This window comes from Streptomyces sp. ID05-39B (genome assembly GCF_033794725.1).
Lineage (GTDB): Bacteria > Actinomycetota > Actinomycetes > Streptomycetales > Streptomycetaceae > Streptomyces > Streptomyces bobili.
Genome location: NZ_JARGEF010000003.1, coordinates 20,605 through 38,486 on the forward strand (window position 1 = coordinate 20,605; position 17,882 = coordinate 38,486).

Consider the following 17,882-nt stretch of genomic DNA (forward strand, 5'->3'; position numbering starts at 1 on the left):
CGGGCAGGAGGTGTCGGAGGTGCGGGGTACAGTCCGTTCATCCGACTGGGGAGGGCTCATGGCGACCAAGTGGAGCTTGACGATCGACTGTGCGTACCCGGGGAAACTGGCCGCGTTCTGGGCGCTGGCGTTGGGCTACGCGGAGAAGCCCGCGCCCGCAGGGTTCGGGAGCTGGGAGGAGTGGTTCTCGCATCATGAGGTTCCGGAGGACGAGTGGGATGACGGGGCGTACCTGTCAGATCCGGATGGCGTGGGCCCCACCTTGTCCTTCCTGAAGGTGCCGGAGCCGAAGGTGGCGAAGAACCGGCTGCATATCGACGTGCAAGTTGGTGGCGGCCGTGAAACCCCGTGGGAGGTGCGCTGGCCGCGCGTGGTCGAGGCGGTGCAGCGGTTGACCACTGCGGGCGCGACCGTGGTCCGCGAGGACGAGTTGCAGGGCAGGCCGGATCACGTGGTGATGGCAGACCCGGAAGGTAACGAGTTTTGCCTGGTCTGACGGGGTCGGTCAGGCCAATTGGCCGCGCGCAGCGTGTCGCGTCCCTTCCTATGCGGCAGCCCTTGTCGGCGGAGCGGGCTCGTAGCGCCGTCCGTCGCGGAGGAGGGCCCAGAGGACGTTGACGCGGCGGCGTGCGAGGGCAAGGACGGCCTGGGTATGGCGCTTGCCCTCGGCGCGTTTGCGGTCGTAGAACCGCCGGGATGCCTCGGACCGCCGAATGCTGATCAGCGCGGAGGTGTAGAGCACGCGCTGGAGCCGGCGGTTGTAGCGTTGCGGGCGCCGCAGGTTGCCGCTGATCTTGCCGGAGTCGCGCGGGACCGGGGCGACGCCGCCGAAGGCGGCGAGGCGGTCGGGGGTTCCGAAGACGGCCATGTCACCGCCGGTGGCGGCCAGGAACTCGGCACCGAGGATGATGCCGAGGCCGGGCATGCTGGTGATCACCTCGAAGTGTCGGTGATCGCGAAATCGGGCCTCGATGAGCTTTCCGAGCTCGGCGACCTGCTCGTTGAGGGCCATCACCTCCTTCGCCAGGGTGTGCACCATCTGGGCGGTCAGCTTCTCGCCGGGCAGGCTGGTGTGCTGGCGTTCGGCGGCTTCGACCGCGGCCTCGGCGAGCTGGTCGGCTCGGAGGACCTTGCGGTTCCGCAGCCAGGTCTCCAGGCGCTTGGCGCCAAGTCTGCGGATGGCCGCGGGGGTCTGGTAGCCGGTCAGCAGGGTCAGCGGGCCCTTGTTGGTGAGGTCCAGGACCCGTTCCAGGCCGGGGAAGATGCCGGGCAGCTGGGCCCGGAGCCGGTTGACGATGCGGGTGCGGTCGGCGACCAGGTCTATACGGCGACCTGTGAGGATCTTGAGGTCGGTGACGGTCTCGTCGCCGGTGCGTAAGGGGTTCAGGTCGCGGCGGATGCGGACCTGGTCGGCGATGACGGCGGCGTCCTTGGCGTCGGTCTTGCCTTCGCCGCGGTAGCTCTCGGAGGCGCGGTGGATGGCGCGGCCGGAGATGTAGTGGACCTGCTGGTCGTGGTTGAAGAGGACTGTGATGGCCAGGGCGGCTCCGCCGTCGGCCAGGTCGATGCCCCAGGTCACCTCGTCGCCAAGGGCTAGGACGTCGGTGAGGAGTTCTAGGAGTTCGGGCTCGTCATTGGCGACGCGCCGGGACAGCAGCCGGTGGCCGCTCTCGTTGATCGCGACGCAGTGGTGGTGGGTTTTGCCTGCGTCGATGCCGGCCCAGATCGCGGCCATGGTGCCTCCGTGCGGTGGGTGTGCTCGGTGCCTCCCGACGGACGACCTCGCTGTCGATTCCCTACGGAGCGATCATTCGCAATTCCTAATTGGCAGCCGAGTCGTCGTGGGGCGTCGGGTGGCCAATCGCTGGTTGCCCCAAGCGGCAGAACTTTGAAAGCCACGCCCGACGCCCCTGGGTGGAAGAACCATACGAAGGGCTCGCCCTGTCCCGCAGACAACGTAGGGAACTGTTGAGTGCAGCCCGGCAGGCTGGGCTGGAGCCATGGCAGCCAGCCGCCGGTTCGTCGGGGCTGGACTGACCCAGGCACCACAAGTAGTCACCTCCTGCCCTGGGCACTCCACACTCGGCCCAGCGACCTCGGTACCGTCAAGGGGACAAGCCCTGATGGATGGAGCACGATGCCTCGCCGCCCTCTCGAACGCTGGCGCCTCACCCCCAGGGGGGCGCGCTGATGCTGGAAGAAGCCGAAGAGATCGGCCGTCGCGCACGTCGCGCACGGCTCCGCCTTGGCATGACGCAAGCCGACCTCGCTGCCGCCCTGGGCAAAACACAGGGTTGGGTGTCCAAGATGGAACGCGGCCACATCGAACTCGACCGCGTCGGCCTGCTCAACCTGCTCGCCTCGGAACTGCATGTACACCCGAACGACCTGATCGGGCGTCCGTACAACAACACCGCACCGGCCGAGAACCAGTGGCAGGTGTCTGCCGCCGCGATCATGCGCGAGCTGCGCCGCTACGACCTCGCTCCCGTCTTCGACGGAACGCCCCGTACAGCCGGTCAGCTGTGGCAGGAAACCACCCGCCTGCATCGCCTCCGCGACGCTGCCGCGAACGTGGCGATCGTGCAGGTGCTCCCCGACCTGTTCCGTGAGGCGCGCGCCCTGGCCGAAGTCGCCACGGGCCATGAGCAGGAAGAGGCGTATGCCATCTACGCGGTGTGCTGCAAGTTCGCCCACACTGCCGCGCACGCGCTTGGACACCCGGAGCTGGTGGCCATGGCATGCGAACGAGCTGCTTGGTCTGCGCGGCTGTCGGGCGACCCGGTGATGCCTGCCGTCGCCGACTGGATGCGCGTGTGGGACATGTGGGCAACGGCAGACTGGGACGACTCTGTTGCCCTGTCCGACAAGGCGATTCGCAGCGTGCAGCGAGAGTACGACCGCGGTGACCCGCTGGCTGTTCGGGCCTGGGGGACATTGCAACTGCGCGCTGCTGTCTCTGCCGCGCGCGGTGGTCGCAAGGCTGAAGCGAAGGACCGGATCAAGCACGCGCGGAGTGCAGCCAAGCGGATGCAAGAAGCCGCCGGCCCTCCGGTGTACGACCGTCTCACTGGACTTGAAATCTTCCGTGCAGAGGCCCTGAAATCACACTGAGCTACTTGCCCCCTCGCCGTAGCTATACGAGAACAGGGCCGTCGTAGCGTCACAGTCGGCCCGTGGGGCGGCCGACGGCATCGCGTTCCACTTCGGGTGAGTGGTCCAGGATGTGGTGGACGAGAGCCAGCGCAGGGGAGTTGAGAATCCACAGGGCCCCGCTGCGGTGCTGGACACGCACGGCCGGTCGGGCACCCATGCGTCGAGCACCCTGCCGGTCGAGGTGGCCCGCTGTGCGCTCGTGGTAGCCGACGGCGCGCACCCAGGTGCCGGGGGCCGAGCGCAGCGCGGCGGCCAGCCCGTCAGGGTCGCCCGCGTGGACACCGCAGTCGACGGAGGACGCGGCGGCCGCCATCGCGAGGAGATGCAGATGGTGGTCGTGCAGCCCGGGCAGCAGAGCGTCGCCATGACCCTCGACCACCTCTGCCCCTGCGACGGGGGTGATATAACCGACCGCCACGACGGTCGCACCGCGTACGTGGACGTCAACCCTTCGGCCGTCGACCTCGACGTCGCGGAAGACCGTGTCGGCACGGGAGTTCCTCCATGCTCCGCCGGTGCGGATCCCCTCTCTCGGCACGTGCGTCCCCCAGTCCCCAGTCCAGCGCCGGCGTCGCATCGATGGCGTGCCCGGTCAACGCGAGATACGCCGTCCGCCACCGCCCGATCCTGCGTGTGACGCCAACCGTGCCCCCGGCTCCCGGGATCAGGCCCATCTCCAGCTCGGGCAACCGAAAGTACGCGTCGTCTGCCGCCGTCACGCGGGGTGCGAAGGACGGTACTTCGACGCCCGCGCCGACGCGGGCACCGTGCACCTCGAAGCGGATTCGGTCGCCGAGAGCGGCGACATGACGCGCGGCGGAGCGGTGCAGCCTGAGGAGGTGAGCGGTCGCCATGTCCGGCGCCGTGCCGAATTCGTCCAGGTCGCCACCGCTGCAGAACGACGGGCCTGCGCCACTCACCACAACGTGTTCCACGCTTCGATCGAGGAGCGCTAACTCCAGCCCTTCGAGCAGCCCGTCGCGCACGGCGTGGCCGAACGCGTTATGCCGTTTGGGCTTGTTGAGAGTGATCCGTAGCGTGCCGTCGTCCCGGTCGAGGAGCACCGGATCCGCACAGGCCGCCGTGGGGCGCGGCTTGGAGCGCGATCGCCAAGCCGCGAACTCCCTGGCGCCGAGCAGTATCGAGTATGAGAGGGACTCGATGAGCAGTCCTTCGGCGACCGTCGCCTTGGGCGTCGCTCGGAGCGTTTCGTCCAGCGTCAGCGCAGCCTACGGAGCGCCGGCGACCGTGGCACGGACGGCGTCGACATCCGAAGCAGTCCCCGCGCAGTACGGGGCGAGTCCGCCGCCGAGGGTGACCGTGAGCTGCTCGACGACCGGCACCGCTTCGGGTGGGAGCGGCGCGGTGGCAACGCCCACGAGCAGCGGAGCAGGAGCTACGCGAGGCGGGAGCAAGGGGTCGTCCCAGTCCATGCCGTCGAGCGGAACGACATGAAGCGGCGTCACCGGGGCGCCCGCTGCGGTGAGTTCCAGGCGGCCGCTCATCAGGAATTTGCTTGTCATGAAGCCGTTAGTTCTCCCGCATCTGCGCTGTTGGCAGGTGTCCTGCGAACAGCGAAGCGGATATGTGTCCCACACAGTAAGACCTGTTCCCCTAAGGAGAAAGTGCTCCGCAACGTCCGGGTGCCGGTGGAGAACTGCATCGGTGGGGAGAACAACGGCTGGGCCATGATCACCGGTCAGCTCAACACCGAACGCGTCGCCGTGGTGGCCACGGCGCCCTTCGAGTAGATCCTCGCGAGTGTGCGGGCGTGGGCCGCCGAGACCAAGGCGCCTGATGGCTCGTATGTCCTGGACGACCCTTCGGTGCGCCAGGCGCTCGCCCGGCGCCACGCGCGTATCGTGCGACATCGCGCCGTCGACCCGCCAGGTGCGGCCGTCGAGACGGGCATGGAAGCCGGGCGACGTACTGGCGCACCGATCCAACCCTAGCCGACCGTGACGGCCGGCAGGCTGCGGACGAGGTGGAGGCCCGAATCGGCGCCTGGGTCGCGGAGCGTGAGGCCGATGAGTCGTCGGTCTGCTCCTCGCGGCCGGTGTCCCCGCCGCCGTGTCCATCGACAGTCGGTGGGTGCACGAGCACCCTCACCTCGCAGGACGAGGCGCGTACGAAACGGCCGAACTGCCTTATGCCGGCACGGTTCCGTTGCCGACTCTCCCGTTCCGCCACCGAGGCCGGCCCGCCTGGCTCACTCGGCGCCCGTCGACCCTGGGCGAACACAATCGCGAGGTGCTGATCGGTGAACTGGGGCTGACCGAGGAGGCGTACGCCGGCCTGGTGGAGCAGGGCGTCGTCGGCACCGCTCCCGAGGGGTTCTGATGGCGACCGGAAGCGGACCGCTGGCGGGCGTGCGCGTGGTGGAACTCGCCGCGCAGGGCCCGGCCCGATGCCGCGGCCGCCACGATCCTCGGCGAGCGTCGTCCGTACACGTGCGTGCCGTGGTTCTGGTCGGATCAGGGCAGCCTGCGCATCCGGATCGTCGGACTGCGTGCGAGCGACGACACTGCTGTCACACGCCAATTCGGCGATCGCGACAGATGCCTCGTCGGCTACTACCGGGACGGGCGACTGGCGGCTGTCGAGGCCGTCAACGCGACCGCCGACTTCATGGCCTTGAAGAAGGCGCTGGCCTCCGGAACGGAGATCGCGGCTTCCGATCTCATGGATCCGGACGTATCGCTGAAGACGCTCATCAAGGCGGTGACCGCGAATGCGGTCAGTTCCGGCTGAACAGATCTCCTCCGGACGGGCCGGTCGAGCCCCGAGCGTCGAGCAGCGTGGTGACATACGACTCGACCAAGGGCGTCCAGCGCTGTCGGTCCTCGGAGCTGAGGTCGTCGATCAGCTTCTGGAATACCGTCAGCTGGACTTCGAGCACGCGCGTGAGCAGCGCCGCCCCCTTGCGCGAGATGCGGACCAGTGTGCTGCGGCGGTCGAACCCGTCCACCGCGCGGTCCACCAGCCGCAGTTGGGTGAGCTGGCGCAGGCGCTTGCTCGCCTGCGAAGGGTCGATCGCGAGCCGGGCCGCGACCTCTGCGACGGGGAGAGGGCCGCTGCGTTGGATCACTTGGAGGGCGAACAGCCCGGTCTGCCGTACGGGCGCGTCGATGAGTTCCAGCAGATCGTTGAACCCGCTGGACTGGCCGACCCAGGTGACGATTCCGATGACTGGGCGGAAGAAGGCGCGGGTTCCGGCGTCGTAGTCGTCACCCGCAAGCTCCGTCCAGCGGTCAGCGGCCGCGGACCGGGGGCTGTCGGGCAGCGCCGTCACCAGCCGGTCATACACGAGCGTGAACCATTCGGCGAGCGCCGCGATGCCGTCAGCGGACCACCGGGGTTCCGCCACCAGGTAGTCGCGGCTCCATGCGAGCAGCCACCGGTCGAGCGTCGCCGCGGCCGGCTCCGACAGTTCCAACAGGGTCCGGCGGCGATCCGCAGGATCCGTGCTGCGTACGAGGTGTCCGGCAGCCTCGAGCTGGGCCGCCTGTCGGCTCGTCTGGCCGAGATCGATGCCGAGCTCGCGTGCCACCGTGCTGGTCGGCACCGCGCCACGGCTGCCGAGGAGCTCGATGAAGCGCAGGTCGGAGGGCGACAGTTCGGTTCCGGTCACCGCTCGCAACCCGCGGCTGTGCGCCCGCGTACCGGACATGAAGGCGACCGTGTTGATGAGTCTGAGCGTCGCCCTCTCCAGCGCGAGCTCCTCGGGCACCCGGTCCACGCGGACTCCCCTTCCCCCACCACTCCATGAACGGCAGCCCGTATGCCGAGATACGGGACATCTATCAAGCATTGCACATCCATGCGGGTGGCAGAGAGTCGGCAGCGGTGCCCAGCACTGACGGGACCATTTGGAACCACGAGGTCGACGTACTGATCGGCGGCAGCGGGGCCGGCGGAATGGTCGGGGCCATCACGGCCCAACACCTTCGGGCTCACGTCGCTCGTGGTCGAGAAGGCGGCCGGGATCGGCGGCTCGACCGCGATGTCCGGCGGAGGGATCTGGATCCCCAACAATCCCACCCCGCGCAAGGAGGGGCAGACGGACGATGTCGAGGACGTGCGGCACTATCTGCGGGCTGTCGTCGGCGACCGCGTCGCGGCCGATCGGATCGACGCCTACGTCGACTGCGGGCTCGAGGTGCTCGAGATGCTGCATCGCGTCAGTCGGCACATGGAGTTCTCCTGGTGTCCCGGTTACTCCGACTATCACCCTGAGCTGCCCGGCGGCAGGGCGGCGGGCAGGACCATCCAGCCGCGTCCGATCGACGTCCGCAAACTGGGGGACGAGGAGCGGAAGTTGCTAGCGCTGGACGTCCCCATGCCGCTCGGTCTGTGGTTCACGGGCTACGAAGCGCGTAACCTCATGATGATCCGGCGCGAGTGGAAGGCCCGGCGGATGCTGGGCGTGGCGGCCTGGCGGGTCGTCTCGCGCGCGGCCGCCGCGCCGTGGCTGCTCGTTCTACGCAGCGGCCTGGTGGCGAATGCGGACACGCTGCGCGAACTCGCCGAGAAGATCGCGGTCCCGCCGGACGCCCTGGAGGCCACGGTCGCTCGCTTCAACGGCTTCGCGGCCAAGGGCAGGGACGAGGACTGCGGGCGCGGCGACAGTCCGTACGACAACTATTACGGCGACCACTCACTGCCGAACCCCAATCTCGACACGATTGACGGCGGACCCTTCTACGCGATCCGGATCGGAGGCGGGGGATCTGGGCACCAAGGGCGGCGTACTGACGGACGCTCAGGGCCGCGTGCTGCGGCCGGACGGCAGCGTGATCCCTGGTCTGTACGCCACGGGCAACGCATCGGCCGCGGTGATGGGCAACGAGTACGCCGGGGCAGGAGCCACGATTGGTCCCGCCATGGTGTTCAGCTACCTGGCGATGGAGCACGCGGCGAAGAGCGCCGCGGGCTGAGTGCCCTGCCAAGGTACTCCCCGAGGGGCGCACACCTTACTTGGCTGCATACAGTCATCTGTCCGAGCTGTCCTTCAAGTTGGGGCCATTTCGCCCGATTCCTCCATTCTGTAGCGGAGGAAAGCGGGCTCAAAATTACTTGATAAAAGGCATGCACATCTCTTGGCAGTAACCGTGGCGTCACTAGAATTGAAATCAATTCCAGTGGCCGAAGGGTGCTGACAATGACGCTGGCGCTGTCGTCACGACCGGAGGTCGCGGTGCGACCGCCCTCGATGGTCGAGCGAATGACGTTGATCATGGACTGCTTCGAGGGACCGAAGACCCGGCTGCTGTTGGAGGAGGTCTCCCGCCGCACCGGACTTCCGAGGTCGACCGCGCACCGCATCCTCGACCAGCTCGTGCGGCTGCAGTGGGTCGAGCACACCCGCTCTGGCTACCACCTCGGGCGGCGAGTGCGGACCTGGGGGGCGCGGGAGAGCGGGCACTCGGATCTGCGCGCGGCCGCCGCGCCGTGGCTGCACGAGCTCGCCGTCATGACTGACCTCGTCGTACATCTGGGCACCCTCGACGAGACGTATGTCGAGTACCTGGACAAGGTCGGCGGCCGCCGGGCTGCCGCTGTCGCCTCCCGTGTCGGAGGCCGGGCACCCGCGCACTGCACGGCGCTCGGCAAGGCGATGCTCGCCTGGCTGCCGCCGGAAGAGATCGACGAGTTGTACGCCGACGGGGTGCCGGCCGCGACGGGCGCGAGCGTCGACGGCCTTCCCGCACTTCACCGTGAACTCGGCCGTATCCGGCGTGACCGAGGGCTCGCCGTCGAACGGGGGGAGTGCGTCGAGGGGATCGCGTGCGTCGGCGTGGCGATCCGGGGACCTGAGGGTCCGGTCGGCGCTATTTCCCTGGTCGCCGGGCACGCGTCGCCACTGGAGCGCATCGCGCCGCTGGTGTACGACATGGCGCAGCGGATCACTCTGGACCTGTTCGGCGAAAGCGCACTGCGCACGGCACGCGTAGGCACGGCCTGAGCGGCGCCTCTGCGCGTAGATTCCTGGTCCCTGTACAGACCCCGGTCGCCGGTCCCCCTGCCGGCGACCGGGGAGTTCAGCTTGATCTAGCGCGGAACCCCGGGCGTTCACGCCCGGGAGGAAGCGCTTCTCTGGATCGCTCTGACCCGCTCCTGCTGCACGGGTCGGGGCCCGGTTGTCACCGGCTGGCGCAACTTCCGGCACAACCTGCCGACGCTTGCGCGGCAATTCCGCTGTCTCGTCCTGGAGTTCCCTGGCTTCGGTATCAGCGATCCGACCGACAGGCACCCCATGCTGGCCGCGCCGCGGGCCGTGCGAGCGCTGCTCGACGGGCTCGGACTGCAGCAGGCCGACGTTGTCGGCAACTCTATGGGCGGAGTCGTCGCACTTCAGCTTGCGATCGGCAAACCGGAGCTCTTCCGGCGAGCACGCCGTGCTGCGGCGCCGGCTGGAGTTCCTGGAGACTTCCGCGAGCTTCTTCTACGAGGGTGATCGTCCGCTGTCCGCGGAGGAGACCGCCGATCCCTACCGCCGCGGCATGCTGCTCATGGTCCGCAGCATCAGCCAGGCCGAACGCGCCTGGTTGCACCAGGTGCTCGACGGCGGCGAGGGTGATTGAACGCCCCGCCGGATGGCGCAACTTTGCTGACGGCGGGACTGCTGCCTCTTCTTGAGGGTTGAGGGACCACGTGAGGCGCTCCCGGTCACCGGGATCGACCGACACCGAACGGCCCAGGCGATGAAAGGGTGCCCGGCACACCAACTCCCGACTGCCGGGGATCACTTCATCTGGAGCCGCTGTGTCCCGTTTCTCCCGCAGACAGTTCTGTGCGACCGCGGCCGCGGTGACGCTGGCACCCACGGGGACCTTGTGGGCCGGGGCCAAGAGCGCTGCCGCCTCTTCGTCGACCGGGCTGGACAGCGCCTTCGTCCGGCGGTTCGCTCACCCGCCTGCGAATGCCCGGCCGAAGATCCGCTACTGGTGGCCGTGCGGAGAGATCGCGGCGGAAACCATCGACGCGGAGATCGAGGCGATCGCAGGCCGAGGTTTCGGCGCAGTCGAGATCCAGTGCATCGTCACCGCCGACGCTCAGCAGTACGGCTGGGGCAGCGCTGTGCTCACCGAGCGCCTGGAGCAGGCGGTCGCCGCCGGTCACAGGCACGGGGTGCGCATCGATCTCACCGTGGGCCCGGCCTGGCCGCTGGTGGCCCCCGGGCTGTCGCCGGACAGCCCGGAAGCAGCCCAGGAGATCGCCTACGGGCGTGCGGTCCTTGCGGGCGGCGAAGCATACGACGGGCCCGTGCCGGCGGCCCCGCAGCCGCACGCGGGCGTCACCGAGCAAACCCTGATAGCGGTCCAGGCGTTTCGCTGCGCGGGCCCAACCGACGCGAAGCCCGTACTGCTCGAGCGGGCTTCCCGGATCGACCTCACAGGACGGGTGAGCGACGGCACCCTCGCCTGGACCGCCCCAGCGGATGGGCAGTGGCTGCTGTTCGCGTTCTGGCAGCGCGGCACCGGCCAGGCCGCCGTCGTCGGCCAGGCCGCCACGACAGAGGCGGCGTATGTCGTCGACCACTTCAGTGCCGCCGGTACCCGGGCAGTAACCAGCTACTGGGACGAGCGCGTCCTGACGCCCCGCCTGCGCAGTCTGCTGCAGGACAACGGAGGGGATCTCTTCGAAGATTCCCTGGAGTTGGACTCCGCCCAGCACTGGTCCCGGGAACTTCCGGCGCGCTTCAAGAAGCTGCGCGGCTACTCCTTGATCGACAACCTGCCGGTGCTGTTCATCGACCGGATCCACCGGCAGTACACGAGCGTGACACCCGACGACACCCCGGACTTCGCGTTCACCGACGACAGTGGCGCCCGCGTCCGCGACGACTACTATCACACGCTCACGGACCTGTACATCAGTGAGCACGTCGAGCCACTGAAGTCCTGGGCGCACGCCATGGGCCTGAGACTGCGGGCCCAGCCCTACGGCACCACCACCGACGTTCCCACGATCGGCGCGGCCCTCGACATCAACGAGACCGAGTCGCTCGGCGCGGCGCCCGACTACACCGACGAGCCATACCGATGGCTCTCGTCCGGTGCGGTGCACCTGTCCGGGCAGCGCGTCTTCTCGCTCGAAGGCTGCGCGATCTACGGCGAGGCGTACGCGCAGACCTGGCCGCAGATGCTCAAGCACTTCAACGCCGCCTTCGCCCACGGTGTCAACCAGGTCGTCTATCACGGCTTCGCCACCGAGGCGGGCCTGGGAACCACCTGGCCCGGCTTCTCACCGTTCACCCTCCAGGGCGGCAACGGTTTCTCCGAGGCATGGGGGCCGCGCCAGCCCACGTGGAACGACACCGGCAAGATCGTCGACTGGACTGCGCGCACGCAGTTCGCCCTGCGCCAGGGCAGGCCTTCGGTGGACTTGGTCGTCTACCGCCACGCCTACGGGACCGGCATGCGCATCCCGGCCGGGCTGGACGGCTTCACTTACGACTTCGCCGGCCCGGCACAACTCGACGGAACCCGCGTACGTGACCGGCGCCTTGCCCCGGAAGGACCCGCCTATCGTGCGCTGATCCTCGACCGCCAGCCCACGTTGCCCATAGCCACCGCCCGACTGCTGCTGTCGCACGCCCGCAGCGGCCTGCCCGTAGTGATCGTCGGTGCGCCGCCGACCCGCACGCCTGGCGCCCACCGGGCGGCACAGCAGGATGCGGCACTGGCCGAGTTGATGGACCTGTTGCTCAAGCAGGCCTCGGTACGCCACGTCGCCGAACCGAGCGGGTTGCCCGCCGTCTTCGAGGTGCTCGGCATCCGTCCCGCAGCGGACACGCGCGTCGCTCCCGCCGTGCTCGCCCTGCGTCGCACACTGTCGCGAGGCGCGCTGTATCACCTGCACAACTCCTCGGAAAGAGCCGTGTCCGAGGAGGTCGCCCTGGAGGGCCGAGGCACCCCCTACGAACTGGATGCCTGGACGGGCACGGTCACCTCAGTCGCCCAGTACCGAACAGAACGCGGGCGGATCACAGTCCCGGTGCGGCTCGCACCCGGCGAATCCACCATCATCGTTCTCGTACCGGGCAGTGCCCGTCATGTGGTCGCCACCACGGGCGGAGAGGTCGTGACGGCGCCCGGTGGCGGTCTGCTCCTGCGGGGCTCAACGGCTGGTTCGTACACCGTGAAGCTTGACGACGGCTCCGAACGGAGGGTGACCGTTCCTCCCACCGGGGCAGCCCAGGAGCTGAACGTGTGGGAGCTCTCCGTCGAGGACTGGCACCGAGGCCCGGACGGCAAGCTCGAAGTCAGCGAGCACGAGCATCACCTGAACCGCCTTGCACCCTGGTCCGCCATCCCCGGCCTTGAGGACGTCTCCGGGGTCGGCACCTATCGCACCACGGTACGGCTCGTGCGGTTGGACGGGGCCTACCTCGACCTCGGACAGGTCACCGACACCTTCGAGGTGACGGTCAACGGCACGACGCTGCCACCGTCCGACCAGGTCGGCCGGCGGATCGATCTCAGTGGCTACGTGAAGCAAGGAGACAACAGCATCACGGTCCGGGTGGCGACACCGCTGCGCAATCGCCTTCGGGTCACGGAAGGCTTCCCGGGTCAGGCCGAGAAGCCCCGGCAGCAATACGGCCTCATGGGGCCGGTCCGTATCGCGCCGTACCGCCAGGTACCGATCCCGGAATGAGCGGGCGGCGATTCGCGGCCAGGGCAAGCGCACCGTCGAGACCTGGAGGAACCTCATGGAACGACTCAGCAGCAGACGCGTGTTCGTCACCGGAGCCGCTTCGGGCATCGGACGCTCGACGACGTTGAGGCTGCTCGAGGAAGGAGCGGCGGTCGTCGCGACGGACATCGAGGAAGAGGGGCTCAGCGGGACCGCCGGCCTGGCCGCGAAGGCCGGCACCGGCGAGCGGCTCGTCACCGCGGCGCTGGACGTGGCGGACGCGGACGCGGTCGTCGACGTCGTGGGTGAAACGATTGCCACCCTCGGCGGGCTCGACGCGCTCGTGAACATCGCCGGCATGCTGCGCGGAGCGCATACACACCAGTGCTCGCTCGAGCTGTGGAACCGCGTCCTTGCCGTGAACCTCACGGGCACGTTCCTGGTCACCCGGGCCGCGTTGCCCGCGCTGCTGGAGACGGGTAACGGCGTCGTGGTCAACTTCAGCTCCACGTCAGCCCAGTTCGCCCATCCGTTCCTGGCCGCGTACTCCGCCAGCAAGGGCGGGATCCTGTCCTTCACGCACAGCATCGCCCAGGAGTACGCCAAGCAGGGCTTGCGCGCGGTAAACATCTGCCCTGGCGGCATCGTCAGCGCCATGACCGAGAACTTCGCGTCACTGGTGCCGGAGGACACCGACTGGAGCCTCTTCGCGAAGCTCACTCCCGCAGTCCGGGAGCGCTACGGGTCGCCGGAGGTGGTGGCAGCAGTCGTGGCCACGCTCATCTCCGACGACGGCGCCTTCATCTCCGGCACGGAGATCCGTATTGACGGCGGCACCCATCAGTAGTCCGGGGCGGCGGTGCCCCTCGGCGCCCCGGGGAAGTACAGCGAGAACCTCACCACCCCTGACGGGATCCCGCTGGTCGCCATGAAACCGTGCATCGGGGCCGGGTGCTCCGCGATCCTGATGCCGGTGCCGGACAACGTCTCGTCACCATTGAGGCGCCTTCGCGGACGGAGCCGGCCCGTGCCTGCCACGAGTTCGTCCGCCTGCAAGATGGCCACCGGCCGGCCGTCCGGCGAGCGCGGGCAGACCGTGAAGTTGTCGCCGACGGCGATGAACACGTCGTCGTCGAACTGCAGCAGGAGCCCATAGCCGAACCGCTCGCCGTTGCCGTGTTCCGGATAGGCCCTGATCACGAACTCGTACTTGCCGAGGGCGAACGTCTCCTCCTTGGAGGCCGGGACCCGGAAGCCGCGCACGCGCCCTCGCGGCTGTGCGGCAAGGATGTCGTTCTCCAGCGCCGCGAGCTGCGCATAGATACGGCGCAGCTCCACCGTGCGGTCATCGTCGAGGGAGTCGAAGCCGAACGGCGAGACCCCGATGGCACCGTACTGTCCGATGGCGAGGAAGCTGTGCGAGACCCCGTGGCAGTCGGCGCGCATCTCGGGCACGAACAAGGTGGTGTTCGTGTCCGCGTAGCGCTTGAACGGGATGTCGAAGTCGCCGAAGTACACGTCTGGGGCGAGGAACGCGAGCGAGGGAGCGGCCAGCTTCCAGGCAGCGCTGACATGCGGTAGTGGCCCCCCACTGGGGAACACCCCCGGCGCGCTGCCGCCGGCGACGGCGATGTTCGCGGACTCCGATCCGTTCGGCACGCTCGAGTCCAGCCAGGCGTTGGCGAACAGCGGGATGTCGTAGCGGGCCAGGCCTGCGGCGGCGACGTGCTCGATGTAGCAGGCGTAGTGCCAGGCCATGAACAACTCGGCCTTCCGGTCGGAGTCGCCCGTCAGGAGGTCCCACGTCGGGGTGGACGGCTCGTCCGGGGCCTGGACGTACGGGGAGGCTCCGTTGCGCAGTGCTTCCGCAAGGGCTGCCGGAACGGGAGCCGCCCATGCGGCTGCCGCGTCCGCTCCGTAGGAGCGCGGTGCCCCGAGCAGCCCGACCTCGTTCTCGACCTGCACCATGATCACGGTCTTCTCGCGGCCGTCGACGCGTGCGAGGTGCTCCATGAAGGCCGCGAAAGCGGCCGCGTCGGCGTCGCGGTTGTTCGTGGAGAACGGGCTGAGGTTGTCCAGCGGATCGCCGGCCTCGTCGACCTGCAGCGGAAAACGGACCGGATCGAGCTTGACCCAGGCCGGCACGTAGCTCGACGAAGCGTTCTTCCAGCTGCCGAACCAGAGAAGCACCAGCTTGAGCTCGTGGTCGCGCGCACCGGAGAGCATGGCGTCGACCAAGTGAAAGTCGAACTCTCCCTCCGTCGGTTCCACAAGCTCCCAACTGACCGGTGCAAGAACGGTGTTGACCGCTGCGTCCGCACACCGCTTCCACACGGGTTCCAGGTAGTCGGCGTGGGACGAGGTGGAGTTGTGGACCTCGATGCCGCGGATCAGGTACGGCGTACCGCCGACGATCAGCTGGCCCGTGGCCTGGTCTATGCCGTGGTGTTGCAAGGGGCTCCCATCGATGTCTTCCGGTTGAGCGGTGTCTTCGGGCGAGGGCGGCGGACGGCGCCAGGTCGCTGCCGGCGCTCTCAGCCATCGCCGTCCCAGGGGTGCGGCGCGATGCCGGATAGTTGGCCAGGCGAAGGCCCGTGGGGAGCGGTGTCAGGTCCGCTCCCCACGGGCTGCTGGCGGGGCGGCGGTCTCGCGTGTCACGTTCCCGTCGTAGGAGCGGTCCGTGCAGAGTGGGTCAGGTACACCCTCCGTCGCGTGACGTCCACGGTGTCACCGACGACGTCCAGGCGACCGCGCAGGCGAAGGTCACTCGACGACGAGCCGACCGAGATCCACATCGGGCCCGGATCCACGACCCATCTGTCGTCCAGGGACAGGTAGGCCAGCAGCGGGAGTTCCAGAGCGAATCTCACCGTCGCCTGATCCCCTGGCTGCAGTTCGAGGCGATGGAACCCCGCGAGCTGGAGCGCCGGCCTCGACACGCCGGGCGCATCGTCCTCGACGTAGAGCTGCATGAGTTCTACGCCTGGGCGGTCGCCCGTGTTCGTGACGGTCGCGGTGACCTCGACGGTGCGGTCGGGTGCGATCGACGTGCTGCTCAGCTGGAGGTCGGAGTAGACGAATTCGGTATACGTCAGGCCGTGCCCGAACGGGTAGAGCGGTGCCGCGGACTCGTCCACGTATCCGCCGTGCGGATCGCCTTCCCGACGGCGGTATCCGCTGCCGAACCGCTGGCCCGCATGGAGGGGGACCTGACCGCTGGAGCGGGGGATCGTGTACGGCAGGCGGCCCTGCGGCTCGGCCGTGCCGCTGAGGATCTCCGCGACGGCAGGTGTGCCGAACTGCGAGCCGTAGTACCCGAGCAGGATGGCGTCGAGCTCGGGCTCGACGTCACCAAGGGCGAGAGGGCGGCCCGAGAAGATCACGCCGACGGTCGTCTTGCCGAGCGCGGCGATCTCGTGCACGAGCCGACGCTGTACATCCGGCAGCGTCACATCGGCGGTGTCCGCACCCTCACCCTCCGTCCGTTCACCGAAGAACCATCGCGCCACGCCGCCCAGTGCCAGGACCACGACATCCGCATCACGCGCGACGTCGACTGCCGCGCCGATCCCCTCGGCCCCGTCGGTGACTCCGCATCCAGTTGCGACGAGGATTTCGGAGTCGGGTAGCGCGGCTTGGAGGGCGTCCGCCAGGGAGACCGCTTCGTAGCGCGACCTCGCGAACTCGTCCTCGCTCATGGCGAGCAGGTCGCCGATCTCCTCGTGCACGTAGGCGTCGTCGGGGCCGAAGGAGTCGAGGTTTTCGACACCGACCATGGAACTCGTCTTGCCGTTCAGCAGTGCTCGGGTCAGCTCGATGAAGGAGGGGAAGGTGTACGGGGCGAAGGCCGTGCCCACAGCCTCGGCATGAGGTCCGACGACCGCGATGCGCGGGGCGCCGCTGAGTGGGAGCACCCCGTCGTCGTTCTTGAGGAGCGTGACGGACTCGCGCGCAAGACGCAGGGAGAGGTCGCGGCCCTCCTGCGCCACGGACATGATCTCCACCGGGTCGGTTTCCACGTAGGGGTTCTCGAACAGGCCCAGTTGGAACTTGTGCGTCAGTACGCGGAGGACCGACTCGTCGACGGTCGTTTCGGGAATCTCGCCGTCGCGGACGGCCTCGACGAGGTTGTCGCCGTAGCCGAACGGCTCGGGCATTTCCACGTCGATGCCGGCCCGCATGCCGAGCACGCCCGCTTCGCGTGCATCGCGCGCGGCGCGATGATGGGTCACGAGGTTCTCGATCGACAGCCAGTCCGACACGACGGTGCCGTTGAACCCGAGTTGGTCGCGCAACATCTTGCGGAACACCCGAGGGTCGGCGGCAGCGGGCACTCCGTCCCAGTCGGCGAGCGAGTTCATGATCGAGCCCAGTCCCGCGAGCTGGATGGCGGCGGCGAAGGGGCGCGCGTACACCTCCCGCAGCTCGCGCGCTCCCATCGGCACGGTCGCCATGTTGAGACCGGCCTCACTCATTGCGTAGCCGAGGAAGTGCTTGCCGGTGGCGATGACCCCGTCCAGCAGCGACTCGCCTTGAAGATTGCGTACGAAGGACACTCCCAGCGCGCTGACCAGGTATGGATCCTCGCCGTACGTCTCGTGAACTCGGCCCCATCGCGCGTCGCGGGCGATGTCGAGCAGCGGCGACAGGGCGTGGTGCAGGCCCACGGATCGCATCTGCCGACGGGTCAGTGCGGCCATCTCGCCCACCCCGGTGGTGTCCCAGGTGGCCGCGAGGGCGATCGCGGTGGGGAAGGATGTGAAGGTGGGGGCGTTCACACCGTTCAGCGCCTCGATGTGCATGATCGCGGGAATGCCCAGGCGGGTGTTCTCGACCAGGTGGCGCTGTACCGCGTTGTTGAGCCGGGCGAGTTCGGCCGCGTTCGCCGGAAAGCCCCCCATGTGCGGTTCGATGTAGCCGATGCCATTCGCCAGCTTGGCCGCGGCGACGTCCGGGCGGATGCCTTTGGCGTCGAAGAGCATTGTCGGGATCAGCGACGTCAGCTGCGCGACCTTTTCGTGCAGGGTCATGCGACCGAGCAACTCGATGGCGCGGGAACGTGCGTCGGTCATGACGTGATCCTT

The 17,882-nt window shown here is 68.5% G+C and carries 15 protein-coding genes and 3 pseudogenes; 11 read left to right on the forward strand and 7 right to left on the reverse strand.

Annotated elements, in window-relative coordinates:
• Positions 1-58: 58 nt before the first annotated feature.
• Positions 59-496, forward strand: coding sequence for a VOC family protein (locus P1P75_RS01555; protein WP_010361140.1), 438 nt, complete (start codon positions 59-61; stop codon positions 494-496).
• 48 nt (positions 497-544) lie between these two features.
• Here P1P75_RS01555 and P1P75_RS01560 read toward each other — a convergent pair whose 3' ends face one another.
• Complete coding sequence (locus P1P75_RS01560; protein ID WP_006378715.1) at positions 545-1,735, reverse strand: IS110 family transposase; 1,191 nt, start codon at positions 1,733-1,735, stop codon at positions 545-547.
• A 455-nt stretch (positions 1,736-2,190) separates the two neighbouring features.
• On the opposite strand from P1P75_RS01560, the pseudogene P1P75_RS01565 reads away from it, so the two are divergent.
• Positions 2,191-3,066 (forward strand): annotated as a pseudogene (locus tag P1P75_RS01565) (helix-turn-helix domain-containing protein); the annotation flags it as partial.
• A gap of 97 nt (positions 3,067-3,163) precedes the next feature.
• On the opposite strand, the gene P1P75_RS01570 reads toward P1P75_RS01565, so the two are convergent.
• From P1P75_RS01570 to P1P75_RS01580, 3 genes are all read right to left on the reverse strand, one after another.
• The gene (locus P1P75_RS01570) at positions 3,164-3,574 is read right to left on the reverse strand and encodes a hydrolase (protein ID WP_223786221.1); all 411 of its coding nucleotides are present in this window, start codon (positions 3,572-3,574) and stop codon (positions 3,164-3,166) included.
• Between the two features lie 25 nt (positions 3,575-3,599).
• A complete protein-coding gene (locus tag P1P75_RS01575; protein WP_010354083.1) occupies positions 3,600-4,220 on the reverse strand; it encodes an enoyl-CoA hydratase/isomerase family protein in 621 nt (206 codons plus the stop codon).
• Between the two features lie 165 nt (positions 4,221-4,385).
• Positions 4,386-4,679: a hypothetical protein gene (locus P1P75_RS01580; RefSeq protein ID WP_037727451.1), complete on the reverse strand. Its 294-nt coding sequence runs from the start codon at positions 4,677-4,679 to the stop codon at positions 4,386-4,388.
• Between the two features lie 102 nt (positions 4,680-4,781).
• Here P1P75_RS01580 and P1P75_RS01585 point away from each other — a divergent pair, with 102 nt between their 5' ends.
• A complete protein-coding gene (locus P1P75_RS01585) occupies positions 4,782-4,907 on the forward strand; it encodes a hypothetical protein (RefSeq protein WP_010354081.1) in 126 nt (41 codons plus the stop codon).
• A 703-nt stretch (positions 4,908-5,610) separates the two neighbouring features.
• Complete coding sequence (locus tag P1P75_RS01590) at positions 5,611-5,907, forward strand: oxidoreductase C-terminal domain-containing protein (RefSeq protein WP_006378921.1); 297 nt, start codon at positions 5,611-5,613, stop codon at positions 5,905-5,907.
• Here P1P75_RS01590 and P1P75_RS01595 read toward each other — a convergent pair.
• Entirely contained in the window at positions 5,894-6,895 is a 1,002-nt protein-coding gene (locus tag P1P75_RS01595) for a MarR family winged helix-turn-helix transcriptional regulator (protein WP_006378900.1), read from the reverse strand. The two genes, P1P75_RS01590 and P1P75_RS01595, sit on opposite strands and share 14 nt — an antisense overlap.
• Positions 6,896-7,159: 264 nt before the next feature.
• Here P1P75_RS01595 and P1P75_RS01600 point away from each other — a divergent pair.
• From P1P75_RS01600 to P1P75_RS01630, 7 genes and pseudogenes are all read left to right on the forward strand, one after another.
• Positions 7,160-7,462: pseudogene (locus tag P1P75_RS01600) on the forward strand (FAD-binding protein); the annotation flags it as partial.
• Positions 7,463-7,658: 196 nt separating this feature from the next.
• Positions 7,659-8,093 carry an FAD-binding protein gene (locus P1P75_RS01605; RefSeq protein WP_306080762.1) on the forward strand — a complete coding sequence of 145 codons (435 nt, stop codon included), beginning with the start codon at positions 7,659-7,661 and terminating at the stop codon, positions 8,091-8,093.
• A 287-nt stretch (positions 8,094-8,380) separates the two neighbouring features.
• Positions 8,381-9,121, forward strand: coding sequence for an IclR family transcriptional regulator (locus tag P1P75_RS01610; protein ID WP_223786223.1), 741 nt, complete (start codon positions 8,381-8,383; stop codon positions 9,119-9,121).
• A 243-nt stretch (positions 9,122-9,364) separates the two neighbouring features.
• Positions 9,365-9,613, forward strand: coding sequence for an alpha/beta fold hydrolase (locus P1P75_RS01615; RefSeq protein WP_231885298.1), 249 nt, complete (start codon positions 9,365-9,367; stop codon positions 9,611-9,613).
• Positions 9,540-9,740, forward strand: a pseudogene (locus tag P1P75_RS01620) (PadR family transcriptional regulator); the annotation flags it as partial. The gene P1P75_RS01615 and the pseudogene P1P75_RS01620, both read left to right, overlap by 74 nt.
• Positions 9,741-9,921: 181 nt before the next feature.
• Entirely contained in the window at positions 9,922-12,819 is a 2,898-nt protein-coding gene (locus P1P75_RS01625) for a glycosyl hydrolase (protein ID WP_006378968.1), read from the forward strand.
• A gap of 55 nt (positions 12,820-12,874) precedes the next feature.
• Positions 12,875-13,645: an SDR family NAD(P)-dependent oxidoreductase gene (locus P1P75_RS01630; RefSeq protein ID WP_010354077.1), complete on the forward strand. Its 771-nt coding sequence runs from the start codon at positions 12,875-12,877 to the stop codon at positions 13,643-13,645.
• On the opposite strand, the gene P1P75_RS01635 is transcribed toward P1P75_RS01630, so the two are convergent.
• Both P1P75_RS01635 and P1P75_RS01640 read right to left on the reverse strand, forming a co-directional pair.
• Complete coding sequence (locus P1P75_RS01635) at positions 13,639-15,252, reverse strand: DUF5597 domain-containing protein (RefSeq protein ID WP_006379260.1); 1,614 nt, start codon at positions 15,250-15,252, stop codon at positions 13,639-13,641. The genes P1P75_RS01630 and P1P75_RS01635 overlap by 7 nt on opposite strands.
• Before the next feature lie 200 nt (positions 15,253-15,452).
• The gene (locus tag P1P75_RS01640; RefSeq protein ID WP_223786224.1) at positions 15,453-17,870 is read right to left on the reverse strand and encodes a glycoside hydrolase family 3 N-terminal domain-containing protein; all 2,418 of its coding nucleotides are present in this window, start codon (positions 17,868-17,870) and stop codon (positions 15,453-15,455) included.
• Positions 17,871-17,882: the final 12 nt, after the last annotated feature.

Excerpts from the sequence above, each read along its gene's own strand:
- P1P75_RS01555 (WP_010361140.1), top strand. The coding sequence starts at position 59 with ATGGCGACCAAGTGGAGCTTGACGATCGACTGTGCGTACCCGGGGAAA.
- P1P75_RS01560 (WP_006378715.1), bottom strand. The coding sequence starts at position 1,735 with ATGGCCGCGATCTGGGCCGGCATCGACGCAGGCAAAACCCACCACCAC.
- P1P75_RS01580 (WP_037727451.1), bottom strand. The coding sequence starts at position 4,679 with ATGACAAGCAAATTCCTGATGAGCGGCCGCCTGGAACTCACCGCAGCG.
- P1P75_RS01605 (WP_306080762.1), top strand. The coding sequence starts at position 7,659 with ATGCGGACACGCTGCGCGAACTCGCCGAGAAGATCGCGGTCCCGCCGG.
- P1P75_RS01610 (WP_223786223.1), top strand. The coding sequence starts at position 8,381 with ATGACGTTGATCATGGACTGCTTCGAGGGACCGAAGACCCGGCTGCTG.
- P1P75_RS01630 (WP_010354077.1), top strand. The coding sequence starts at position 12,875 with ATGGAACGACTCAGCAGCAGACGCGTGTTCGTCACCGGAGCCGCTTCG.
- P1P75_RS01640 (WP_223786224.1), bottom strand. The coding sequence starts at position 17,870 with ATGACCGACGCACGTTCCCGCGCCATCGAGTTGCTCGGTCGCATGACC.